This is a genomic window from Pseudomonas sp. NPDC078416, assembly GCF_050268485.1.
GTDB lineage: Bacteria > Pseudomonadota > Gammaproteobacteria > Pseudomonadales > Pseudomonadaceae > Aquipseudomonas.
In genome coordinates, this window is sequence record NZ_JBNNGV010000002.1 from 137592 (window position 1) to 156270 (window position 18679).

Here is an 18679-nt window from a genome sequence, read left to right on the forward strand (position 1 = left end):
GACCGCGCAGCGTTCCGGACCGCGCTCGGTTGAGCCGGTCAGGTCTGACGCATGCAACGGTCCGGTGTACCCCTGCGGTGGATTGCAGGGTCAGAAATCGATCACATCGGATCGTTGCGGCGCAGCAGCTCTTCAGGCAGGTGCTCGATGTAATCGTCTTCTGCCGGTGGCATCTGCAGGTGGTAACCCTGCTTGTCCAGATTGGCGAGCACTGCGTGAATGTCTTCACGGGCCAGGGCGCGTTCCGGCGACAGCACCAGATTGAAGGCATGCTGCGGCTTGCCGAACGCGGCCAGCAATTCCTCGGGCACACGCTCCAGGGCGTCACTCTTGAGAACATACAGGTACATTTCGTTCCTGCGCGGGCTACGGTAGATGGAGCAAATACGTTTCAAGGCTGTTCTCCGGCGTTGGCCAGGCTGTCTAGCAGCATCTGGCCCATCAATTCGCGGCGCCAGCCACGCAGCGAATCGGGCAGTTTATAGGGACCGTCTGGGTAACCGGTCTTGAGCAGGGCTTCGAGGGTCTTTTTGCGCAGCATCAGTTCCGGCGCCATGTCGAGGCGCTCGGCTTGCTGTTGGCCGATGGCACGCAAGCTCTTGAGCACGTTGGAGGCTTCGATCGGCAGCGGCTCCGGCAAGGCAGGCGGCCACAGATCCGGCGACACGCTGCCGGCTTTCTTGATCAGGTCGAGCAGAAACTCGCCGTCCTGACGCACGGTCTTGGGGTGCATATCATCGATTTTCGCCAGCGCGGCGAGGTTGTCTGGCTGGGACTTTGCCAGCGGCCAGAGCGAATGTTCGCGCAGGATGCGGTTGCGTGGCTGATTACGCAGGCGCGCCTGCTGCTCGCGCCAGGCGCAGAGTTCACGCAGCACGGCGAGTTGCGCGCGGGACAGCTTCCACGCCAGCTTGGCATCGCGGTAAGCGTCATAAGGATCGGTTTCGCGGCGCAGATTGGCGACCAGTTCGGCACCGTCCTCCAACACCCACGCATACTTTTCATCGGACAGACGCGGACGCAGCAGGTTGTATACCTCGGCCAGATGCACGGCGTCTTCGGCGGCGTAGCTGATCTGGGTTTCCGAAAGCGGCCGCTGCAGCCAGTCCGAACGCGTCTCGCCTTTGGGCAGATCGATGTTCAGCACTTCCTGGACCAGACGCGAATAACCCATCGAGAACCCGAGGTTCAGGTAGGCCGCCGCCAGTTGCGTGTCGAACAGCGGCGCCGGGAGGCTGCCGGTCAGGCGCAGCAGCACCTCAAGGTCCTCGCTGCAGGCGTGAACGACTTTGATGACGTCAGGGCTTTCCAGCAGCGCGGCCAGAGGTTTCCAGTCGCTTATCAGCAACGGGTCGATCAGGTAAGCGCGTGAACCATCGCCGATCTGCAACAGCGCGGCGATGGGATAGAAGGTGTCGACCCGCATGAATTCGGTGTCGAGCGCGACGTAGGGCAGTGTCTGCCACTGTGCGCAATGTTCGGCGAGGCTATGGTCGTCGCGAATCCAGTGAATATCGATGGCCACACGGCTCTCCCTCGAAGAATGGCGCGCAGTATATATCGCTACAAGCGGTTACCGGGCATCCGTCCTGCAAGTCTCGAACAACTTCATCTTTGAAGCGCGCAAATAGCCGCCGCGCCGACGACCGTCCATCCGATCACTGGTCGGCCTTGCGCAGCACGTACACCCGCCACATGGCGTAGCCGGGAAGAAAGTCGTGGTGATCGACGATCCTGAAACCCGCCCGCGCGAACTCGGATTCGATGTCGCTGCGGCACACCACAAATCGATTGCGTGGGGCGGACATACCCACCTCCAGCCGACCTTGCTGACGTTTGCGACGCCACGATTTCACGTTGCCATCCACCCACAACCCGACGATAGCCGTGTCGCGGGTGACCCGGTAAAACTCGTCGAGAATCGCGGCGCGTTTGTCGCTGTCATTCAGGTGATGAAACAACCGCATGCAGAAGATGCAGTCCACGGCGTTGGCGGACAGGCCGATGGAAAACGCCGAGCTCTGGAACGTGCGGATGCGCTTGCGCACTTCGCTGGATGACTGCGCCTCGGCGAGCGCCAGCCTGTCGGTAGACGGATCGGCCGCGAGGATCACCCGATTGGCGTGTTCGGCCAGCACCGGCCAGAAACGCCCGGAGCCCGACGGCAAGTCCAGCACCAGCCCGGGTTCGCCCGCATCGCGCAAGGCTATCCGTGCCAGCTGCGCATCGCGCCAGAGACTCAGACGTCGGCTGAGGGTGTGTTCATGCCGGCGCACGTAATCGTCGACGTGCACCTTTTTGCCGAGGGGCTCACTCATTGGCCAGTACCCCGTCCGTATAAATCCCCCGACAGCCCGCGAACATGTCCAGCGCCGGGTTGTAGACCTTGGTCTGCACTTGCAGCAGGCCCAGCATCGAATGAAACAAGTTGTCCTGACTGAGAGGCGCGTTGCGCTCTTTTTGCAGACAATGAGTATCCACTGCGAATGACTGCTGATAGTTCTCGGAGAACCAGGCAATCATCGGAACATGTTTCTGCTGATCGGGGGCCAGCATGTAAGGCGTGCCGTGAAGGAACAGGTTGTATTCACCCAGTGACTCGCCGTGGTCGGACAGATACACCATGGCCGTGTCTACTTTGCCCTGATTGCTGCGCAGGATATCAATCAGCGAGGCCAGTACATGGTCGGTGTACAGCAATGTGTTGTCGTAACCGTTGACGATACTTTCCCGGGAACAATTATTCAGCGCATTGCTTTCGCACACCGGGGTGAACTTCTCGAATTCTTTTGGATAACGCTTGAAGTACTCAGGACCATGACTGCCCATCTGATGCAGTACCAGCACGGTGTCCTTGTCCAGCGTGTCGATGAAGTGCTGCAGGCCCTGCAGCAGGATTTCATCGCGGCACTCGTTGTTGGCACACAACGCCGGATCCTTGAAGTTGCTGACGTCCTGCATCGTCACCCGATCGCAGGTGCCTTTGCAGCCCGATTGGTTGTCGCGCCAGATCACATCCAGCCCGGCGCGTTTCAGCACATCGAGCACGCCTTCCTCATTGCGCGCGGTCGTGGCGTTGTAATCCTTGCGGCCCATGTTGGAAAACATGCACGGCACCGACACCGCCGTCTCCGTGCCACAGGAGTGCACATCCGTAAACGTGAGCAGGCCGCGTTCCTTGCTCAGCTGCGGAGTGGTGTCGCGGTTATAACCCAGGATGCCAAAGTTCTCCGCCCGGGCACTTTCACCCACGACCAGCACGGTCAGTGACTTGCGCTTGTGCTGCTGCCAGTCGCTGGCAAGTTTGGCGTCTTGACCGATGCTCACGAACGGCCGCTGCGCCGACTTGACCTGCTCGCTCAAGTAACCCACGGACGCCGCAAGGTAGTTGCTCGGCACGACCATCAGGCGCAACTCGTGATGATTGCGAAACAGCGACGACAGCCCCTGGTAATTCGACAGCGCCACGCCGCCAATGGCGACCGCGCACACAACGGACACCAGCGCCTTGCTGAGCAACTCTCGAGGCCAGCGGCGATAGGCAATCGGTGTTTTGAAAAGAATGAACGACGGCACAACGCCCAGAAAAAACAAGTAACCGAGTAACTTCAACGAAAGAAGATCGCGCACTTCCGTGGCATTGGTTTCAGCGAAGTTTCGAAACATGCCCGAATCAATCATCACGCCATACTGGCTCATGAAATAAGCCACACCGGCGCTGATAAAAAAGAGACAGATCAGCACGGGTTTCAATACACGCTTGAACGCGAGTAACGTGAAGAAGATATTGAAGACGCAAAAAACCATTAATGCAAAAGCACCACGCAACAACAGGCCCTTACCGTCAGAATCGGTAATTGCAAATAGATGCTGCCAGAGGGTCAGGTTAAACCCGACCAACAAAAAGGCGCTGGCAAGCAATGTCACAAGCTCGGGACGAACTGCTTTTACGTTGAGCATAAAAGTCTGCTTGGCTGGAAATGAGAATATAAACGCGGGAGGAACCCCGCCGATGCTGCGAACTTTAGGCACCGGGCCATCAATTTTTTGTGAAAAGGATGAGAACGATTGGTGGGGTGGGATTGTTGCTTTTCAAAGAAGGATCCTGCGGTACAAGCCGCAGGAAATCAGTCAGGGTCTTCGGTAGCTGAACAAGCTTTATGCCGAGCGGGCCTGCGCCGCTGCATCCTCAATAATCATCTGCGCCGCCTTCTCGGCGATCATCACGGTCGGCGAGCACGTATTGCCCGAGGTGATATTGGGCATGATCGACGCATCCACTACGCGCAGGCCGGTGATGCCGTGCACGCGCAGGCGTTCGTCGACCACGGCATCGCGGCCCTGCCCCATCTTGCAAGTGCCGACCGGGTGAAAGATCGTCGTGCCGACGACGCTGGCCGCCTCACGCAGCTCTTCCTCGGTTTGCAGGCTCGCGCCAGGCAGGTACTCGACCGGCTCGAAGCGAGCGAGCGCGGGTGCGGCGGCGATGCGACGGGTCAGGCGAATCGCGTCCGCAGCCACTTTGAGGTCGGTTTCGTGACTCAAATAATTCGGCCTGATGATCGGCGCGGCATCGGCCAGGGCCGAACGGATCTCCACCGTGCCACGGCTCTGCGGGCGCAAATCGCACACTGAAGCGGTGAATGCGGGGAACCCGTGAAGTGGCTCGCCGAAGCGCTCAAGGGACAAGGGCTGCACGTGATATTCGAGATTGGCGCTTGCCTGCTCCGGTCCCGAACGTGCAAAGGCGCCCAACTGACTCGGCGCCATCGCCAACGGACCGCTGCGATTGAAGGCATAGCGCAGGCCCATGTTCATCTTGCCCCACAAGCTGCCGGCCATCTGATTCAGCGTCTGACCGTTACTCACCTTGTAGATCAGGCGCAACTGCAGGTGATCCTGCAAATTCGCACCGACGCCGGGCAGCTCATGCCGAACGCCAATGCCGAGCTTTTCCAGCAGTGGCCGCGGCCCGATGCCGGAGCGTTGCAGGACCATGGGCGACCCGATGGCGCCGCAGCAAAGGATGATTTCCCGCCGGGCGCGAAGCGTCTGTTCCTGCCCGTTGACGCGCGCAAGTACCCCGCTGGCGCGACTGTTTTCGAACACCACGCGCGACACTTCCGCGCCTGTGATTACCGTCAGGTTCGGTCGCTTCAACGCCGGCCGCAGAAATGCCTTGGACGCATTCCAGCGCACACCGCGCCGTTGATTGACCTGAAAATAGCTGCACCCTTCGTTGTCGCCGCCGTTGAAGTCCGGGATCGAAGGGATACCGGTTTGCGCCGCCGCCTCACGGAACGCATCCAGCAAGGTCCATGAAAGACGCTGCTGCTCGACGCGCCATTCACCTTTCGCGCTATGAAGCTCGGAGTCGCCGGCGTAGTGGTTTTCCGAGCGCTTGAAGATCGGCAGGACGTCTTGCCAGCCCCAGCCCGTATTGCCCTGCTCCGCCCATCCGTCGTAGTCCCGGGCCTGGCCGCGCATGTAGATCATGCCGTTGATGGACGAGCACCCGCCCAGTACTTTGCCGCGAGGGTAGTTGAGCGCCCGCCCGCCAAGGCCGGGCTCCGCTTCGGTCTTGAAGCACCAGTCGGTGCGCGGATTGCCGATGCAGTAGAGGTAACCCACCGGCACATGAATCCAAGCGTAATTGTCCTGACCGCCGGCTTCGAGCAACAGGACCCGGTGAGCAGGATTCTGCGACAGCCGATTGGCCAGCAGGCACCCGGCCGGCCCTGCGCCGACGATGATGTAGTCATAAAGACTGACGTCCGTTTGCATGCGTCCCTCGCTGATATTTTTTGTTTTTATGCAGGACCCATCCTGAAGTTTTTCGCCACAAAACAAAAGACCGCCGCATGTTTCCATGGGGCGGTCCGGTTGAAGCGCTTTTTACGTCAGAGACGGTTCCGACTACACCGCGCTGCGGCGATAGCTGCGGTAGTTCGGCATCCAGAAGTTACGCTCGATGGCTTCGACGAGCATTTCTTCGGTGGTCTCCAGCGCCACGCCTTCAGCCTGGGCCTGCCTGGCGACGGCCAGCGCAATCTTCTTGCTCACCTGTTGAATCTCTTTCAGCGGCGGCAGGACAGCGTCACCTTTGCCCGTCACCATCGGCGAGCATTCCGCCAGGGCATTGGAAGCGGCCATCAGCATTTTGTCGGTGATGCGCGTGGCTTTCGACGCCACAACACCCAGGCCAATGCCCGGGAAGATGTAGGAGTTGTTGCACTGCGCGATGTGGAAAGTGCGATCGCCTACGGTGACCGGGGCAAACGGACTGCCGGTCGCGACCAGCGCGTCGCCGTTGGTCCAGGTCAGCACTTCCTGCGGCGTGACTTCGACCTTAGAGGTCGGGTTGGACAGCGGCATGACCAGCGGCTTGGCGCAGTGCTTGTGCATCTCGCGGATGACTTGCTCGGTAAACAGGCCGCGCTGGCCGGACACGCCGATCAGCACGGTCGGCTTGCCATTGGCGACCACGTCCAGCAACTCGGGCGAACCCTCGCCGCTCGCCCAGCCGGCCACGTCGGCAGACTTCTGCGCGAGGTTCTTCTGGAAGTCCAGCAGGTTATCCATGCTGTCGGTCAGCAACCCGAAGCGGTCCACCATCATCACGCGTTTGCGCGCTTCGGCTTCGCTCAGGCCTTCGATGACCATGGCCGCAATGATGTGCTCGGCAATCCCGCAACCCGCCGAACCCGCGCCCAGGAACACGACCCGCTGCTGACCCAGGGTTTCATGCTTGGCCTTGCATGCCGCCAGCAAGGTGCCCACGGCAACCGACGCGGTGCCCTGAATGTCATCGTTGAAGCAGCACAACTCATCGCGATACTTTTCCAGCAACGGCATGGCGTTGGTCTGGGCGAAGTCTTCGAATTGCAGCAGCACGTCCGGCCAGCGCCTCTGCACTGCCTCGATGAACAGCGCGATGAAGTCGTCGTATTCCTTGCCGGTGACGCGCTCGTGGCGCCAGCCCATGTACATCGGGTCGTCCAGCAGCTCCTTGTTGTTGGTGCCCACGTCGAGCACGATCGGCAAGGTATACGCCGGGCTGATGCCGCCGCATGCGGTGTACAGCGACAACTTGCCGATCGGAATGCCCATGCCGCCAATGCCCTGATCGCCCAGGCCGAGGATGCGCTCGCTGTCCGTCACCACGATGATTTTGATGCGATCTTTCGTCGCGCTGCGCAGGATATCGTCGATACGGTCGCGCTCGGGGTAGGAGATGAACAGCCCGCGGTGGGTGCGGTAGATCTTCGAAAATTCCTGACATGCCTGACCCACGGTCGGGGTGTAGATGATCGGCAGCATCTCGTCGAGGTGCGAATCCAGCAGGCGGAAGAACAGGGTTTCGTTGTTGTCCTGGATCGAGCGCAGATAAATGTGTTTATCCAGGTCGCTCGCACATTGCTGGTACTGGTTGTAAACGCGGGTGACCTGCTCTTCGATGGTTTCCACATTCTGCGGCAACAGGCCGACCAGGTTGAAATCGATGCGCTCTTGCGGTGTGAACGCACTGCCCTTGTTGAGCAGCGGCATCTCCAGCAACGAAGGGCCGGCATAGGAAATATATAAAGGTCGCGAGTTCTTGGTCATTTGCAGTGATCGCCTTTTCTCTGTTTGCTCTATCAATACGTCGTCGAAACGATGCCCCGGAGGTCGATGTACACGACGCTCAACGCAGGATCCGTCCGAAGAAATAGGGGGGTAAAAACAGGGTGCCTATCTTACTCGCCTGAAATCGATTGCGACATTTTGTCGCCCATCGATTGCCAAATGATGGCGCCAAGTCGTCTGATCGGTCAGGAAATGCCCTTGCATCGGGAACAAAAAGCGCGCGACGGGTCACGGTGAAAACGCTGCTGTAGCGGTTTGACCGTTTCGAGCAAAGGTCTTCGAGCCATGGTCACCCTCGAACGATGGACGAAATGCCTTACACATTGAACTGGCTATGAGCCATTGCAGTCACATTGATATCAAATCGGAGATATTAATGTCAGGCCAGCGCATCTTTCGCATCCACTACCGCTTTCTGGGCGAGCACCGAGTATTCCTCCAACCCGATTCAGCGCTGAGCGAAGCCGATGCCTGGTACTACGCCTGCCTCCACGCAGGCATCGGCGTACTGCACAATCTGTCCAAGACCCGGGAAGAGCTGACAGCGCTGATCGCCCATGGTCGGCGGTATGGTTTGACGGCGGTGCGCTGGGCGGAGTGGGCCTGAGTGCTTGTCCTCCACGCCGATCCCCCCGCTGCCTTTCTTGCTTAATCTCGCTGGCCCTATCCCACTCGCTGAATTACATAGCTCGTCTCAAAGCCATGCACGCACCCGATCACGTGGAAGCCCTTGAAATAGCCAGTCGCGCGAAGCAAATCGACCGCCGGGCCTACCTCGGGTGAGTGCTGGAAGTCACCGTAATCGTCGAACACGATAAATCCCCCGGGTACGACGCTTGGCGAATACAGCAGGAAATCCAGCAACACATTGCGCCCTGCGTGACCGCCATCAATGTGCAACAGCGCCACCTTCGGCGACAGGTTGTAGAAACGCTCCGCACACAATTCCGAATAGCCCCTCAGCACCAAGGCGTTCGAGAACAGGTTCTCCTGGTAATAACTGAACTCTTCAAACTGATTGGGCAGCTCAAAGGGGTCAATCCCGATGATGCGGCGCTCGCGGTTGCAGACTTCATTCATCAGCACCAGCGACTTGCCCTTCCAGACACCAATCTCGACCACGTCGCCCGGAATGCCTTCAACCAGAAGCGCCAGATAACCCAGTAACCGCACATGATCGTGAAACGACAACTCCTTGCGCGGCATCGCCCGCTCCGCCGGCAACGTGCTCTGCGCCTGCTCGAAGTGCTTGCCGATCAACGTCCAGACCTGGGCGATCGAGTCATTGAGTTCCGGGTTGCTGATGAAATCGTTGAGCTCTTGGATGGTGATCATGGCTTCTCTGACTGGCGGGAAGGATGGAGGGATTGGGGGTGGGCGTGAAGCGATCTTGTACCGTGAAGGGGCTTGAGATCGAGAGTAGGCGGGGGTTGGGAAAAGTAAAGTGCCGGGTACCCAATCGCTAACGCTCCATGACCGATGTCGTAGGAGTCCATCAATTACTGAATAATCTCAGGTCGACACGACCGCCGAGTTCATCATTGGGAAGAAAATCCGGGATGGGAGTGCATCACCTGTAACCCATCCACCCAAAATATTTAAGAAGAAGGTCCCTCCTTTTTCTTTCAATATGAAAATCTAACAATCCAAGAAGCCCAATAAGGAACACATGCTCTTCACAACCAAACCTCTCCGGGATAAAGCACAGATCAAAATCATCAAAAACCTCATCAACAGAATAGTCCCCCGCCTCATAACGTTTTGCGTAGGAAATTATGTCCCGCCTTAAAGAAAGAGCTTGAAAATATGATTTCCGCTGCATCCAGAGATTAACTATCTCTTCGACGCTCAGCACTCCCACCCTTAGCTCCTCCGGCAGGTGATCGAGGATCCCATCTCCCAGGTCTTGCATAAAGTCTATTAATTGCATATATCCGCGCATTACTACCTCAAGGTATAGGGAACGCTGTGACAATGTAAGCTGGCATGTGGTTAAACTCAGCGAACTCGATGACAACTCTAACCTTAGTCATCTTCACAGGTGAGGGGTGTGAGATCCACAGTAAGCGGGGGTTGGGAAATGTAAAGCTCCGGTCAAGGTGACGAGGCATTCCCCAGCCCGGGGCTGACTTGACCTAGCGGAAACCTAACCAGCCAAAGACCTTGATCAAAAAATCTTTTTGTTTTCTCTCAATATGGGCGTCGATTGAACACAATATGCTTGTGAACAATTCCCACTCTGCACAGCCAAACCTTTCTGGAATGAACGAAAGGTCGTACCACGACAATATTTCATCTACGGAATAGTCTCCGGACTTGTAGAGCTTTATATAGCTTTTGAGATCATTCCTGAGGGAACGTGCTGCAAAATACGACTTACCTTTCATCCATTCCTCTATTACCTGATCCACTGTGAGCTGTCCTACCCTCTGATCCTCAGGCAGATAATCGAGCACTCCGTCAGCCAGATGCTTCATGAAGTCGATGAGTTCCATATAGCCGCGCATGGATACCTCTTGAGGTTGCGAAGAAGTGACACTGTATTCAGGGGGCCTGAGCCTTCGACTGAGGTTCTCAGATTTCAAGCTAGCTGAAAACGACCCATCGTCCGACATAGGGCGCGCTCCTTACGCAGATGGCTTGTTAGCGGTCCTGTCCCAACCACCAGAAACGATATCCGCACTGCCACCGCCTGAACGCCCTGTTGTGAGTACTCGACATTGATACGACCGTAATTCAGGGTGACCACTTCAACTGGGTTCCGACCCCTGCCGAATCACCAAGGCAATCAGTGGGGGAATGGGTACTGAAGACGGTCTGAGCGCTGAAATAAAAGGGGCTCTCTCGCGTCATCTTAAGGACTTGCCAGACGAAGAAAAATTTTAGCCGACCGTCCTCAAGGACATTACCGTCAGAATCTTTAGCAGACGCCTAAATCTTCATGCCCCTTCCTATTTAAAACCAAACCAACCCAAATATTTTTTTAACGCTTTCTTTCTTCTCAATTCAATATGCACGTCGAGCACACCCAGAATTTGAGCTAACAACTCTGAATCCTCACAACCGAATCGCTCTTCTACGAAACCGATATCGTAGTAAAAGAATAACTCATCAACCGAGTAATCCCCCTGAGCATGCTTACGAAGATATGATTTAATATCACTTCGTAATATACCGACTTCATAGCAAGACTTCTTGCCCGTCCAAAACTCAAGAAACTCTGTGAGCGACATAGGGCTGGTACGCTGATCTTCAGGAAGGTAATCCTGAATAGCTGTACCAAGCTCAAGCAGAAACTTGATAAGACTATTATATTGTCTCATTCATCCTCACGGAATGGGAAAAGCAGTGACAATATAAGCAGGCATAAAGTTATATTCTTCGTATTGAATAACAACCCTCACCTTGCTCATGCTGACTAATTTTTCTGGAGCTGAACGCAGGACACCGCTGCCAATTATTTCGTTCAGATCCATTACCAAAACAAGGCGCTGCTCTTTAAGTAAAAATCTAGCTTTAGACAACATTTGGATTTTTAGTCTATTAGCCTTTAAGACCTGACTAACTGCTCATTCAGCCCACTAGCCACCGGCAGTCCTTAATAATTTATTACGCATGCGACTTTTGAATTCCTTATCAAGCAAGCTCAAAACATTTTTCAGAAAAAAATATAAATCACCTTCGAAATAATCCTCAACGAAAGAAGTTTCCTGTCCAAACGGAGGATCTACATATTCTAGACCCTCTGGGGTCATATGGTTTTTAATGTAGCTTTTTATCTGTCTTTTTAAAAAAATACGTTCAACAAATTTCGATCATCTATGTATCCCCTAACTATCTCATCTAATTCTATTCGTTTGAACACCGCCTTCTCATCATCAGTAAGAAATTCGCCTACACCTTCTCCCACTTCGTAAATGAACTCAGTTATTAATCTGTATGCCACAATTAAAACCTCATAACGTCGGGAAAGCAGTTATTATGAAATAAGGCATATGGTTATATTCAAAAAATTTAATCCTCACTGTTACCTTAGACATATCAATCGCAACATTCAAAACGTTAGAAATGAAACCTTACCTTCGTTATTACTCGTATGCCAGCCTTAAAACCGCCTCCAGCGTAAGAATCAGACAGTGCCTACAGGGCGCAATCAGGCATAAACCTCTCTAACGCCGGCGCCAGCCCCAAAATCATTCGCTACCAAGCAGTGGCCGAGGTTTTATCGAGGGCGAGCGCGATGCAAACCGCTTACATCTCAGTAGTGACGCAAAGCTCGCGGCGGTGTGAGAGTCACCCTCCGTATCCCTTTCCAAACGCCAGAAACGAAAAAGCCCCAGAAGCATAACTTCTGGGGCTTTTCAAATAATGGCGGAGAGATAGGGACTCTCATATCGCTGCCCTCGTCCCCTTTAAACCTCGTGCCTATTGCCTTTCAGACCCAATAGTGGGCAAAGTGAGTGGGCAAACCACAGGGAAAAATTGATGGCTACCTTCCTCTTCCAGAAACCGAGTGAAAGCACTTGGTATGTACGCCTGACCGTACCCGTCGAGGTGCGCAGTGCATTCGGCGGCTTGACCAAGTTGGTTAAAACAACAGGCACCAGTAACAAGTCTGAGGCGATGGATAGGCGCCTGCCGATCATCGCATTGTGGAAGCAGCAGATTCGGGAAGCGAAAGATGCGAAAGCGGCAGGCCGTGACGTGTGGCGACCTGCTCTTGCAGAAGGCGGGAAGCGGCTGGAGCAAATGCTGGACGAAAGCCTGCTTAAGGCAGTCAAGCATCCTACGAATCCGAACACCGGCATATTCAGCGAGATTGCAGGTGATGCAGTAAGGCCCGGTCGAGAACAGGACTTGTTGCTGGGCATGCTGCGAATGGTGGAGAAACAGGGAGCCATTGGGTTCACCGACCGCCTACGCACCGCTTTTGCCATGGACCCAGCTATGCCAGTGGAGCGAGTGAAGCAGGAAGCGGCGATTATGGAGGATGCGGTGATACAACTGGCGGAGCGCAGCCACGGACTGTCGCCGTCCGAGATCATCGAAGCTCGCGACATCCTGCGGACCCCGTCTGCCTACAAACCGGTATCTCCGATAACCCCCTCCCGTCTTTCAACGTTCCGGGCGTTCCGAGAGAAGTCAGGCATCGCGGCCAAGACTATCGACCAGCAGGAAAGCAAACTGAAAAAGCTTTCTGACTACCTACGGGATCAAGGTAAACCACTCGATGCAGACCTTGTAGGTGCATGGCTTGAGTCGATGTCATTGTCGAGTAAAACCAAGGCTCAGTATCTGCTGGCAGGTTCAACCTTCTGGCTCTGGGCCGTAAAGCATGACGCCCGATGGCGTGAAGGTTTCGCCGGGAAGGACAATCCATTCAGGGGCCAGACTCTGCCCAAGGTACGAGGTAAGGCAAAAGTAGAAGCGGCGAGAAAGGCATTCACTACTGAGCAAATCGAGCAGCTATATATAGTCGCAAAGGATGAAGACAACCAGACACTATGTGACTTGATCGTCCTGGGCGCCCACACCGGTTGTCGCATCGAGGAACTTGCTCAGCTTCGGAAGGAATCGGTGGTAAAAGTTGAAGGTGTCCTGAGCTTCAAGATTGACGACAGTAAAACCGCCGCAGGCATTCGGGAGATACCCATCCACCCTGCCCTGACGACTACCGTAGATCGTTTGATTGCAGACAGTACAGATGGATACCTGCTACCGAGTTCGGCAGGAAACAAGTACGGCATTCGGTCCGACTCGTTGAGTAAAGCGTTTGGGCGGCTGAAGACCGCACAGGGATTCGGCAAACAGCACGTGTTCCATAGCGTACGGTCTATGGTCGTCACGCTACTACTACGTGCAGGCGTGCCCGGCCCAACTGTCGCAAACATCGTCGGACACGAAACGGGTCTTGTTACATTCGATGTATACGACGAAGGAGCCAGCCCGAAGCAAAAGTTGGAAGCCATTCAGAAACTCCACTTCACGTTCGATTGATCACCCCGTAGAAGTTGCTGGACTGACAACTTTTCGCGTTTTCGGCGATGATCCCCGGAGATATAGCAGGGCCGGGGTTAGTGCCTGAAGACAGTAAAGAAATAGTTTGATTTTTATGCAGGAAGTGTGCTTGTCATATTGACAAAACGCACTTTCCGTGAGACAATAGTGTACAAGGTAGAGAAATAAAAACAGCAAGACTCCGCCTCTCGCACCTTTCCCCAGTTTCCCCAAATCATCGCCCGTACCAATCACCTGCCTCTTCTCAGGTTGATTGTGTTCGGGCATGTAGTCCAAGGTCTTACGATACCTTCAAGCGCATGCGAGCAGTCATGTGGGGCGACTACTGCAAGACAGAGCTGGTAACTTTGTCGCGGCGTCAGTCTCCGTCGCAAGCCGCCTTATCATCGGCCAAGAGACTAAAAATTCCTGAAGTGTTGGCGTTCCTCTCCACACTCTTTGAACAGGCTTCGGCCTGTTCTTTTTTGCGTGCCCTCAATTATTCAATTAAACAAACAAGGAGGCCGAATGGCTAATCCAGTTGTACGCCCGTGCTCGTCATGTGGCAAACCAGTAGAAACAAGACGCTTAACCAGTACACCAACCTGCGGACCTCGTTGTTATCAGCGAATCCGCCGCGAGCGTCTCGAACACAAATCAAGTCTCGATATTCGAATTGGTGGCGTGACTGTCACCATCGCCGATATCCCTCGGGACATTGACCACAACAGTTTGAGACAAACAGTTCTTGAAACCTGCGGTGATGAATTGATCGCTGCAATCGAAAAACTACACACCAGTAAACATAAGGAGCTTCAGCTATGAGAATTCCGTACATCCGCTGCGTCATCTGCTTTAACAGCTTTCCAGCAAACAGCGAGCATAAGACATGTTCTCTCGACTGCCACAGAATTTGGTTCAGGCAGCAACAGACGGTTAACCCACCAATCACAGGAAAAACAAAATGAGCGTACTCAAGCAATTCGACAAGAAAGAACTAATCACCCGCCAGAAAGCAGAAGAGCTTTGCTTTAGAACACGTGTCAATGGCGTCAGTGCCGCTACGGCTCAAGAAGTCAGCAGGTTCAACACCGGGGCATTGGTGGTGAAGGGAGCGATTGAACCGATCCTTTGCAACAGCATTTATTATGTGCTGCCTACCTTCGTAGAAAAGCAGGCCCAAGGGTACGCGCTGCACGAATCTCTTGAAATTGCCGCTGTCGGGCCTCTCGCGTTTGAATTTTTCATGACTCGTCCAGAGACTGAAATTCAGAAAGACTTGATTGAAGTGTTCAAGCAAGTAGAGCAAGGATACCGTGCAGAGATCGACAGTTATAACGCTGCCATCCTTCAGCGAGAAATTGATTCACAAGTAGAGCGCGAGATTCGTCTTGAGCAGAAACAACAAGCGGACTCTGACCAAGCTCGTCGTGATCGTATTACACAAGAAGTGCGTCAAGCACTGGGTGCAAAATGATAGACGCCCTGACACGTGCATTGCTGCTGAAATACCAGCCCGACAGCCCTCTACTTACCGAGCCACAGGAGCCTCTACAAGCGCCTGTAGAGGTCGAAGTAACGAAGGCAGCATATGTGTTGCCTCTTGATACAAGAATCGCTCTGGCACGCCTACAGGGGATCCCGGAGTACGTTATTAAACTTATGGAAGCTACGCGTAAGGATACCGAATGAAAAGACATGTAGTACCGATTCAATTGCTGGCTCGCATCAGCGATGTAACAAGTAAAGAGTTTCAACGTCACGCCATCTTCACCATCGCGGCAGACAAGCTGGACCCTCAGAGAGTCTTTAATGCCCTTCGTACAGACATCAAAAAGCTGGGTGATAACGCCGCTTACAAGCTGGCATGGTTTCGTTGTGGCAACTTCATCAGTGTTCTGATATCTGGAACGCCCGCTGTAACATCCTACGTCTTCGCGTTTATAGCCAAGGGCAAGCAACGCAAGTTGTTCCAATGCGGCGAGGTGGTATATGAAGGGGTTAGCACACTCAAGTTCAAAACTGAAGTGGACGAGCTACTACAAGAGTACGCAGCGCCATCCGTGAAGCATTCCTTCGGGGGTAGTTGCTAATGATTAATCAAGAAACAATCGCCAAGCTTGTTGGACAACTTGCCTTCCACGTCGATCTAAGCGGCCTTGAGCGCTTTCAGCGTGGGATTGAACAGGCTCGCCAACGCATGATGGCGATGAGTAAACAAGCCGACCAGCTTCAACAGAAGCTTGGGACAAAGATGGGCATCAAAGTTGACACCACGGCCCGTGACAAGCTGGACAAGCAAGTCCGCACTTCTCTGGATCGTGAGCTACGTGGCGAGGTGCTGCTACAGAAGGCACGTCGTGCCACGTTCACAGCAGAACTTGCAGGCCAGAGACTCCAGTTCGCCGGACAGCGAGAATCTGCCTTTCTCACCACGCAAACCTTGAAGGATCGTCAGCAAATGGCAGTCCTTGCAGCCAAGGAGCAGCGTGCAGAACAAGCCCGGCTCAAGGTGCAGGGGCAGGCCATTAAGAACCAAGATGCTTTGACACAGGCTAAGGGTAGACAGGCCCGCATCGAGGCCATGCACGCCCAACAGGTGCAACGCACGCTTAACCTGCAAGCCCAACAGCAACGCACCATGACGGCGACACAGAAGCTTGAGCAGTCGATGCAGCAAGCTCGGGAACGTGGTCAGCGTCAGGCTCAGAAGTTTGTCGAATCGCAGCAAGCAGCAAAGGTACGAGCCCAGCGTCAGGACGTAGCAAACCAACAGCGTCAAGAACGCTTCCAGTGGGCTCAGACCCGCCAACAGCAGTGGGAAGCCAACCGTAACAAGCCGGAGCCGTCTGGCGGGTTCCTGGGCCTCGGTACAGCAGGTTTAGCCTTAGGTGGTGCCGCTGCCGGGGCTTCTGCAATCGTCGCCGCTATCAACGCCCTTGGCGAGCGCATGAGTGCTACGCAAGAACGTGTCTCGGGTAGTCAGCAGTTCACGAACGTACTGGCTCAAGCTGGCGGTAACAACCCAGCCAATCAAAAGATCGTCGCCGACGAATTTGTGCGTATCGGTCAGAAATATGGCACCGCCCTTGATATTGAGAGTGCAAAGGTATTCCGAACGTTCGTTATGGCTGAGACGGCAAGGGGCAGCAGCCTAACCAAAGCTGTTAACACTTTCGAAACTCGCCAAGCGGCCTTCCGTGGTGCCGGTATGACTCGTGAAGAACAAACACGAGCTAACTTGCAGCTACAGCAAATCATGGGCAAGAGTCAGGGCGACCGTGAAGACTTGAACACTTTCACAGAAGCAGCTCCGCTATTGATTGAACCGATTAAACGTGCATGGGCAGCACGTAACAAACACAAGCTCGACGGCAACTTAGAGAAAGACTTCCGTGCCAGTACAACGGCTGGCAATCTCAAGAGTGTTGATTTTACCAAGGGTATCGAGCTGTTCGTTAAAGAAAACGCTGCTGCGATTCAACGTCAATCTGATTCTATTGATGCGAACGCTACAAGACTGAGTAACCAGCAGTTCCTGCAACAGCAGGGCGTAGACAAAAATCCAGAGTTGATCGGTGCTATCAATGAACGCATCCGCTCTGAGATGGAACTGAATGAAGCTATGGCACCGCTCAAGCAAACATCCGCTAACTTGGATATTGCTTTGAACAAGTTGATGACTTCAGCCCTTGGCTGGGTATTTAACAAGGATGGGACATCACAAACCAACGCTGCAAAGATTGATGCTCTTAGTCCAGACAAGCCTGCAATCGACCTACAAGCTCTCACAGGCGTTAATGTCGATTCAAGTAAGGCAAAGCAGCAAGACCCAATAGATCGCCTCTACAACTTCCTTACAGGAGCTTCAGACTACACTGAAGGCCCAGCGACTAAGATGCGAGCAGCACAACTTGATCTTACTGGTGCATTGAGTTTGCCACAGCTTGATATGTCGAAGTTTGAGCAGCCAGAGATTGACGGCAGGTTTCACCAGATCATGCGGAACATGCAGCCGATGTCGCCACCAGAATTATCCTTCAGAGCTGCACAGCGAATCTTTGGTGAATCGCCTTCACGTGCGCAGTCGTCAACGGTGAACAATAACAACACACCGATCAATGTGACGAATAACGTAACGGTGAACGCTCAAACTGGTGCAACTGCTGAAGAGATTAGCCGTCTTGTTGAAACTGGTGTCACTGACAAGACGAAGGAGGCGCTTAGAGACCTGCTTAACCAGTATGAAATGCCGCAGGATACAGAGTAATGCTTAGGTGGTTGAAAGCATTAGTGCTCTGCATGGTTCTTCAGATTGTAGCCAGTCTCGGGGCCATTGCTTATCTGGAAGTTCACAGTAACGACATGGTTCGGGAATACTCGTTGCTGGCTGAACAGAACGCCCGTGCTTTCACCAGTGCGAGCGTTCAGGGTTTGTACAACCAGATTCAGCGTGAAATGCAGCACGACCGAATCCAAACAACCAACGAAATCAAACGTGCCATTGAACTCAACAATGCACGTCATGATTCGCCCATTCTACAGGAGAGGCAATGAACAAAAAGTATACGAATGCAGCGGATGCCATGCATGCCGCATATGAATTATCACAGAAGTTAGGGCGGCCTGTATGGCGTCATATAACGTTTAACGAGCATGGGGCTCCACGCTGGTATGTCTCATTAAGCCAAACGCCCCACAACGCACTACAGGAGCTTGCAGCATGACTCATAGACCACGTAACCAGCGAACTTGCCACTGTAAACAATGTGGCATCGGTTTTCTAACATTCAAGGCGACAGCATTTTGCGGCTCTGGGTGTAGACACGAATTCATCGCCATCAACGGCACAACACAATTGACCCAAGGAGCGACCCAAGATGGCGCCAGTAACACCCGCAACAACAAAGTCTAACAAAGACACTCGCAAGACTTGCACTGTGTGCAAAGCCAAGTTCAAACCAGTGCGAAGAACAGCGCTTACATGTAGCGATGACTGCAAACGTGCTCGACGTAATGGGGTTGATCGGAGAGTTACGAAGAAGGTACGCAAGCC

At 54.2% G+C, this 18679-nt stretch carries 17 protein-coding genes and 2 pseudogenes; 7 read left to right on the top strand and 12 right to left on the bottom strand.

Translation table 11 applies throughout. The features are described 5' to 3' along the window. Window positions 1-101: 101 nt before the first annotated feature. The 6 genes from ACQKEN_RS04455 to ACQKEN_RS04480 form a co-directional block, all read right to left on the bottom strand. Entirely contained in the window at window positions 102-395 is a 294-nt protein-coding gene (locus ACQKEN_RS04455) for a YcgL domain-containing protein (RefSeq protein ID WP_427683978.1), read from the bottom strand. Continuing rightward, window positions 392-1525 (bottom strand): ribonuclease D, encoded by a 1134-nt coding sequence (gene rnd, locus ACQKEN_RS04460; protein ID WP_427683980.1) that lies wholly within the window; start codon window positions 1523-1525, stop codon window positions 392-394. The genes ACQKEN_RS04455 and rnd overlap by 4 nt, the downstream gene beginning before the upstream one ends. A 133-nt stretch (window positions 1526-1658) precedes the next feature. Further along, window positions 1659-2318, bottom strand: coding sequence for a class I SAM-dependent methyltransferase (locus tag ACQKEN_RS04465; RefSeq protein WP_427683981.1), 660 nt, complete (start codon window positions 2316-2318; stop codon window positions 1659-1661). After that, window positions 2311-3960 carry a phosphoethanolamine transferase gene (locus ACQKEN_RS04470; protein WP_427683983.1) on the bottom strand — a complete coding sequence of 550 codons (1650 nt, stop codon included), beginning with the start codon at window positions 3958-3960 and terminating at the stop codon, window positions 2311-2313. Before ACQKEN_RS04470 ends, ACQKEN_RS04465 begins: the two co-directional genes overlap by 8 nt. A 198-nt stretch (window positions 3961-4158) precedes the next feature. Next, window positions 4159-5784, bottom strand: coding sequence for a GMC family oxidoreductase (locus tag ACQKEN_RS04475; RefSeq protein WP_427683985.1), 1626 nt, complete (start codon window positions 5782-5784; stop codon window positions 4159-4161). A 132-nt stretch (window positions 5785-5916) separates the two neighbouring features. Then, window positions 5917-7605, bottom strand: coding sequence for an NAD-dependent malic enzyme (locus ACQKEN_RS04480; protein ID WP_427683987.1), 1689 nt, complete (start codon window positions 7603-7605; stop codon window positions 5917-5919). A 397-nt stretch (window positions 7606-8002) separates the two neighbouring features. Here ACQKEN_RS04480 and ACQKEN_RS04485 point away from each other — a divergent pair, with 397 nt between their 5' ends. Beyond that, the gene (locus ACQKEN_RS04485; RefSeq protein ID WP_427683989.1) at window positions 8003-8233 is read left to right on the top strand and encodes a DUF6555 family protein; all 231 of its coding nucleotides are present in this window, start codon (window positions 8003-8005) and stop codon (window positions 8231-8233) included. Window positions 8234-8289: 56 nt separating this feature from the next. Here the strand turns inward: ACQKEN_RS04485 and ACQKEN_RS04490 are convergent, their stop codons facing one another. The 6 genes and pseudogenes from ACQKEN_RS04490 to ACQKEN_RS04515 form a co-directional block, all read right to left on the bottom strand. Beyond that, complete coding sequence (locus tag ACQKEN_RS04490) at window positions 8290-8961, bottom strand: class I SAM-dependent methyltransferase (RefSeq protein ID WP_427683991.1); 672 nt, start codon at window positions 8959-8961, stop codon at window positions 8290-8292. 235 nt (window positions 8962-9196) lie between these two features. Next, window positions 9197-9556, bottom strand: coding sequence for a hypothetical protein (locus ACQKEN_RS04495; protein WP_427683992.1), 360 nt, complete (start codon window positions 9554-9556; stop codon window positions 9197-9199). 205 nt (window positions 9557-9761) lie between these two features. Then, on the bottom strand, window positions 9762-10133 hold the full coding sequence (locus ACQKEN_RS04500; RefSeq protein ID WP_427683994.1) for a hypothetical protein: 372 nt from the start codon (window positions 10131-10133) through the stop codon (window positions 9762-9764). A gap of 120 nt (window positions 10134-10253) precedes the next feature. Next, window positions 10254-10384: pseudogene (locus ACQKEN_RS04505) on the bottom strand (Hcp family type VI secretion system effector); the annotation flags it as partial. Window positions 10385-10577: 193 nt separating this feature from the next. Next, entirely contained in the window at window positions 10578-10949 is a 372-nt protein-coding gene (locus ACQKEN_RS04510; protein WP_427683996.1) for a hypothetical protein, read from the bottom strand. Window positions 10950-10955: 6 nt separating this feature from the next. Then, window positions 10956-11183 (bottom strand): annotated as a pseudogene (locus tag ACQKEN_RS04515) (RNase A-like domain-containing protein); the annotation flags it as partial. Window positions 11184-12111: 928 nt separating this feature from the next. On the opposite strand from ACQKEN_RS04515, the gene ACQKEN_RS04520 reads away from it, so the two are divergent. The 6 genes from ACQKEN_RS04520 (at window position 12112) to ACQKEN_RS04545 (ending at window position 18180) form a co-directional block, all read left to right on the top strand. Next, window positions 12112-13623 (top strand): tyrosine-type recombinase/integrase, encoded by a 1512-nt coding sequence (locus ACQKEN_RS04520; RefSeq protein ID WP_427683998.1) that lies wholly within the window; start codon window positions 12112-12114, stop codon window positions 13621-13623. A gap of 528 nt (window positions 13624-14151) precedes the next feature. Further along, window positions 14152-14448, top strand: coding sequence for a hypothetical protein (locus ACQKEN_RS04525; protein ID WP_427684000.1), 297 nt, complete (start codon window positions 14152-14154; stop codon window positions 14446-14448). A gap of 139 nt (window positions 14449-14587) precedes the next feature. After that, entirely contained in the window at window positions 14588-15100 is a 513-nt protein-coding gene (locus tag ACQKEN_RS04530) for a hypothetical protein (protein WP_427684002.1), read from the top strand. A gap of 211 nt (window positions 15101-15311) precedes the next feature. Continuing rightward, window positions 15312-15716 (top strand): hypothetical protein, encoded by a 405-nt coding sequence (locus ACQKEN_RS04535; RefSeq protein ID WP_427684004.1) that lies wholly within the window; start codon window positions 15312-15314, stop codon window positions 15714-15716. Continuing rightward, on the top strand, window positions 15716-17893 hold the full coding sequence (locus ACQKEN_RS04540; protein WP_427684006.1) for a tape measure protein: 2178 nt from the start codon (window positions 15716-15718) through the stop codon (window positions 17891-17893). The genes ACQKEN_RS04535 and ACQKEN_RS04540 overlap by 1 nt, the downstream gene beginning before the upstream one ends. Next, window positions 17893-18180, top strand: a complete 288-nt coding sequence (locus tag ACQKEN_RS04545) for a hypothetical protein (protein ID WP_427684008.1) — start codon at window positions 17893-17895, stop codon at window positions 18178-18180. Before ACQKEN_RS04540 ends, ACQKEN_RS04545 begins: the two co-directional genes overlap by 1 nt. The last annotated feature ends 499 nt before the right edge of the window (window positions 18181-18679 follow it).

Excerpts from the sequence above, each read along its gene's own strand:
- ACQKEN_RS04465 (WP_427683981.1), bottom strand. The coding sequence starts at position 2,318 with ATGAGTGAGCCCCTCGGCAAAAAGGTGCACGTCGACGATTACGTGCGC.
- ACQKEN_RS04470 (WP_427683983.1), bottom strand. The coding sequence starts at position 3,960 with ATGCTCAACGTAAAAGCAGTTCGTCCCGAGCTTGTGACATTGCTTGCC.
- ACQKEN_RS04475 (WP_427683985.1), bottom strand. The coding sequence starts at position 5,784 with ATGCAAACGGACGTCAGTCTTTATGACTACATCATCGTCGGCGCAGGG.
- ACQKEN_RS04480 (WP_427683987.1), bottom strand. The coding sequence starts at position 7,605 with ATGACCAAGAACTCGCGACCTTTATATATTTCCTATGCCGGCCCTTCG.
- ACQKEN_RS04485 (WP_427683989.1), top strand. The coding sequence starts at position 8,003 with ATGTCAGGCCAGCGCATCTTTCGCATCCACTACCGCTTTCTGGGCGAG.
- ACQKEN_RS04490 (WP_427683991.1), bottom strand. The coding sequence starts at position 8,961 with ATGATCACCATCCAAGAGCTCAACGATTTCATCAGCAACCCGGAACTC.
- ACQKEN_RS04495 (WP_427683992.1), bottom strand. The coding sequence starts at position 9,556 with ATGCAATTAATAGACTTTATGCAAGACCTGGGAGATGGGATCCTCGAT.
- ACQKEN_RS04500 (WP_427683994.1), bottom strand. The coding sequence starts at position 10,133 with ATGCGCGGCTATATGGAACTCATCGACTTCATGAAGCATCTGGCTGAC.
- ACQKEN_RS04510 (WP_427683996.1), bottom strand. The coding sequence starts at position 10,949 with ATGAGACAATATAATAGTCTTATCAAGTTTCTGCTTGAGCTTGGTACA.
- ACQKEN_RS04520 (WP_427683998.1), top strand. The coding sequence starts at position 12,112 with ATGGCTACCTTCCTCTTCCAGAAACCGAGTGAAAGCACTTGGTATGTA.
- ACQKEN_RS04525 (WP_427684000.1), top strand. The coding sequence starts at position 14,152 with ATGGCTAATCCAGTTGTACGCCCGTGCTCGTCATGTGGCAAACCAGTA.
- ACQKEN_RS04530 (WP_427684002.1), top strand. The coding sequence starts at position 14,588 with ATGAGCGTACTCAAGCAATTCGACAAGAAAGAACTAATCACCCGCCAG.
- ACQKEN_RS04535 (WP_427684004.1), top strand. The coding sequence starts at position 15,312 with ATGAAAAGACATGTAGTACCGATTCAATTGCTGGCTCGCATCAGCGAT.
- ACQKEN_RS04540 (WP_427684006.1), top strand. The coding sequence starts at position 15,716 with ATGATTAATCAAGAAACAATCGCCAAGCTTGTTGGACAACTTGCCTTC.
- ACQKEN_RS04545 (WP_427684008.1), top strand. The coding sequence starts at position 17,893 with ATGCTTAGGTGGTTGAAAGCATTAGTGCTCTGCATGGTTCTTCAGATT.